General features: G+C 26.2%; 5 protein-coding genes. All 5 read left to right on the top strand.

The window, feature by feature from the left end; genetic code table 11:
- Positions 1-453 (top strand): hypothetical protein (locus tag Q0H31_RS12910; RefSeq protein WP_295298832.1); only part of this gene is annotated, 453 nt, incomplete at its 5' end.
- Positions 454-1,154: 701 nt separating this feature from the next.
- Complete coding sequence (locus tag Q0H31_RS12905; RefSeq protein WP_295298830.1) at positions 1,155-2,531, top strand: replication initiation protein; 1,377 nt, start codon at positions 1,155-1,157, stop codon at positions 2,529-2,531.
- A gap of 256 nt (positions 2,532-2,787) precedes the next feature.
- Complete coding sequence (locus Q0H31_RS12900) at positions 2,788-3,111, top strand: hypothetical protein (protein ID WP_295298828.1); 324 nt, start codon at positions 2,788-2,790, stop codon at positions 3,109-3,111.
- A complete protein-coding gene (locus Q0H31_RS12895) occupies positions 3,095-3,376 on the top strand; it encodes a hypothetical protein (protein ID WP_295298826.1) in 282 nt (93 codons plus the stop codon). Before Q0H31_RS12900 ends, Q0H31_RS12895 begins: the two co-directional genes overlap by 17 nt.
- On the top strand, positions 3,376-4,142 hold a 767-nt coding region (locus Q0H31_RS12890), incomplete at its 3' end, for a hypothetical protein (protein WP_295298824.1). The genes Q0H31_RS12895 and Q0H31_RS12890, both read left to right, overlap by 1 nt.

Raw genomic sequence — 4,142 nt, 5'->3', positions numbered from 1 at the left:
AACTCATTGGACAAAGAATTTGAAACAGATTATGAGCTAGATATACCAAAAGCGACCAAAAATTATATCACTAAATTCAAAAAATTGAAAGGCGAAAATGAAAAACTTAAAGAAAATTTGGAATATAGATGCACTGAAATTGCTATTTTAACAGAGAAAAATGCAGAGCTTGAAAGCGATATAGAACAGCAACGAGAAGATTTTATTGAGCAAACAAAGCAACTTGTCGCAGAACGGGACGAACAATGGCAGGATATTATCCACAAAGCAATACCCAAGGAGTTTTTAGATATGTCAAAAAGGGAAAATTTTAACCCTACTCTCCAAAAATTCTGTGAAGTATGGAGAACTCTGTTTGATTTTTGGCAACGAAATATTGAAAAACAAAGGGGAAAGAGCTGCGAGAATCAAAAATATAGTAAAATTCAATCAAATATACATAAAAAACGCTAAAATTGATTCTAGGCTATTTAAAACGCCATATTTAATGAATCTACGATTTTGCTATCGTTAAATAATGCAAAATAACAACTAAATATTTTAAAAATCTATGAAACTATTAAAAAATGCTTATAATTGCGAGTGAAATACATCAAAAAATTAAATTTTTTCTTATGAAAAATAGCACGAGCGGAAGCGAGTGCCTAATATAAGGCTATAAAGCCCAATAGAATGTTAATTTAGCAGGGTGTATATGTGGTTTTAAGTGTGTTAATTTGATAAAAGTTCGCCCTTTAAGGCGATTTATTAAAATTGTTATTATCAAGTTTTTATATGATTTTGCTTGTTTTTTATTCGTATGAAAAAAGTTACTTTTCATAGAAAAATTTAAGCGACGCCGGTTTGTACAGTAAAAAAAATTTGTACATATTTGTACACACTCTGCAACGCCCTACTGCACGAGGTTTGAAGAGGCGAAAAGTAACTTTTTTCATACGAAAAGTAACTTTTTTCATACGAATCGTATAAAGAAAAGTAACTTTTTTCATACGAAAAGGCTCAAATAGTAACCTATTTAGTAAAAAGTTACTTTTCTTTATCATTTTCTAGCTTATTGTAACTTTTTAAATATTAAGGTACAATAATTTATAACTTTTTCTTGACAAGTAACTTTTTTATATTATAATACAAAAAATAATAATGGAGGCAATATTATGAATATTAAACAAATAATTCAAAAATGGTGGATATTATCTTTGAAATATACTAAAGATAATTATACAAATATTAGGCAAAAGTTCCAAGAATTATGCTCAATATCTTTGAAATATACTAAAGATAATTATACAAATATTAGGCAAGGTTTATTGAATATTAAAGATAAAACATTAGAAACAGAAACTTTTAATAAAGATTCTAATAAAGAGACTAAAAAAAATGTAGATAATGATGATTTTGATAAAACATTAGAACATATTAAAGAGCAAAAACAAAGAAATAAAGAGCTTGAAAATTTAATGTTTGAAAAAACTATTATAGAGCTAAAAAATGGTTTTATACGCAATCAAGCTAATATTAGTAATCAAATCACTGAATCTAAAAATAACCTTACAAAAGAACAGTTAAAAATATTTTATCAATGCGTTACTCTTATAAATCCTATTAAGGATAAAAACTTTAATTATTACGCTATAAGTGTTAAGGATTTCTGCGACAAACTTGGTTTTAATAAATCAAATAGAACTTGGTTAATTAGCGAATTACGCAAAATGTTACGCCAAACATTTGAAATAGAATCATCCGATGGAGATTATATAGGATATACAATATTTTCTAGTCTAAGATATAGACAAGTTGAACAACAAATAGATATAAGATTTAATAATGATATGATGCCATTTTTATTAGCATTAAAAGATAAATTTACACGCATTGATCAAGTCAAATATATCAATCAATTTAACTCAAAATATGCAATACGATTTTATGCACTTTTAAAGGACTATCGTAAAATGAATTATAGAGATTTTGAGATTGATACTCTTACAAAAATATTTCTATTACCAAAATCATATACTACTAGTTATACTAGACTTTATAGTAAGGTTATAAAGCCGGCGATAGATGAAATAAATAAGTATAGTGATTTATGGATAAAAGAGCCAAAAATTATTAAAAAACAAGGCAAAAAAGTTATAGAATTTAGGCTATATTTTAGCAACAAATCTACTCAATTATCAAATGATTTTTTCAATGAATTAAACAGACTTTATATCAAACATAATGACTTTAATTTTTTCTATAAATCATTATGGTTTGGTGATACCACAAATGAACCGATTAAAATTGATAATATAGCTACAAATAATGACACATACTATCAACTATTTTGTAATAATATAACAGATAGACCTTATTATCAAACGCCAGATAAAAAAGCATTTATAGCCACAATAATAAATGGTATTTTTAATGCGATTGAATGGAAGTTTAATCATACAAAATTAAGTCAATTTAATATAAATAAATTGCAGTCAAATAATGATATATTAGAAACATATATTAAGTATTTTTATACTATGAATCAATAGCAATATATAATAAAATATTAAACATAAAAAATATAAGTAAATTTATGATATATTTGATAATAAATTACCATATTAAGCCATATTATTAAGAAATTTTACTTTAATGGTAGTAGTTTGCAAACTACTACCATTAAAAAATATTATAAATTATGTATTTTTTTTAAAAATTTAAAAAAATATTGACTTTCATAAAAAAATATACTAAAATTCGGCAAGTCAAATCTGACTAATATTGTTTTATGAAAGGAAAATTATAATGGAAAAAATCGACTATTCTAAATATGAGAATGCTACACCAAGGCAGCTAACTAGATATTATGATAGTGCTATTTTTCAAATGAAAAAACGAGAACAAGAAGCGCAAATGTATGCTGAATTAGCTAAGTTTTTATCAAGCCTTATTGCTAGAGCATATTCTGCACCATCTTATCATAAAAAGCAAGAAAAATATTTGCGTCCAAATGAACTAACAATCAGCAAAGAATCTAGCAAAATTAGTACTAAAAATTCCATAGATTCACAAAGAATCAAAAATGAAGTATTGCAAGAAATGGGAATAGATAGTGCAAGTGATTATTAAGTCAAGCGTTGATACTTTTTTAGCAAAACAAATAAAAAAAGATGCTGAAAATATAAATAGAATAAATATATTTTTATCGGAGCTTGAAAATGTAAATAATCCATTCGCATTAAATAATGTAGAAAAAATCCAAAGAGCTAAAAATTATTGGCGTTGGACTATAACAAAATATCTCATAATAGGTGAAGCTATAAATAATATGGAAGCCATTAAAATTATCAAGGTTTATAGAAGCAAAGAGGATAATTATGACAAAGGCTTTTAATGGCTTTTTCAAGTATCAATTTTCAAAAAACAAATATTTCAAAATCAGGCTATTGTTTTCAACTATATCATAACGCACATATCCGTCCTAATTATGCTATTGGCGGCGAAATTATCTATGATAATAGTGCAGAAGAAGCTGAAAAAAAACGAGATGAAATTATTATCAATGCTAAAAAGTCTTATGTAGAAAATTGTAGGGCAAGAAATAAAAAGTTTCAAGCAAAAAGTTACCTTTGGAGTGCGGTGGTCAATATTGAATCTAAACATACTTTAAAAGACTTAGAAAATTTAGCAAATTATTTTAGAAAAGAATATGGGTTTCAATGCTATCAGATTGCAATGCATAAAGATGAGGGATATATAGATGACGATGGCAATAAACAATTAAATAATCACGCACATTTAGAATTTGTAACGCTAGATGAAAACACCGGTAAAAATCGTTGGAAATCTATAAATAGAATCGCATTAACACAAATACAAGATAGTGTTGCAAAACAATTAGGAATGGTGCGTGGAGCTTATGCAGAAATCACAAAAGCAAAACATTTAAGTGGTAGAGCTTATGCCGCTATAAAAGAACGAGAAAAAGCAGAGCAAAAAAAGCGTGAATCTGAGATTGAAAAAAAACATAAAATTGAAAAAAAAGAATTGCAAGATTTAAAAAATATTTTTAATGCTGCATTTAACTCATTGGACAAAGAATTTGAAACAGATTATGAGCTAGATATACCAAAAGCGACCAAAAATTATATCACTAAATT

This window comes from uncultured Brachyspira sp. (genome assembly GCF_934747485.1).
Taxonomy (GTDB): Bacteria; Spirochaetota; Brachyspiria; order Brachyspirales; family Brachyspiraceae; genus Brachyspira.
This window is presented reverse-complemented; position numbering and strand designations above follow the sequence as displayed.

Bases quoted from the DNA above. Each gene is read 5' to 3' on its own strand.
- Q0H31_RS12900 (WP_295298828.1), top strand. From the start codon at position 2,788: ATGGAAAAAATCGACTATTCTAAATATGAGAATGCTACACCAAGGCAG.
- Q0H31_RS12905 (WP_295298830.1), top strand. From the start codon at position 1,155: ATGAATATTAAACAAATAATTCAAAAATGGTGGATATTATCTTTGAAA.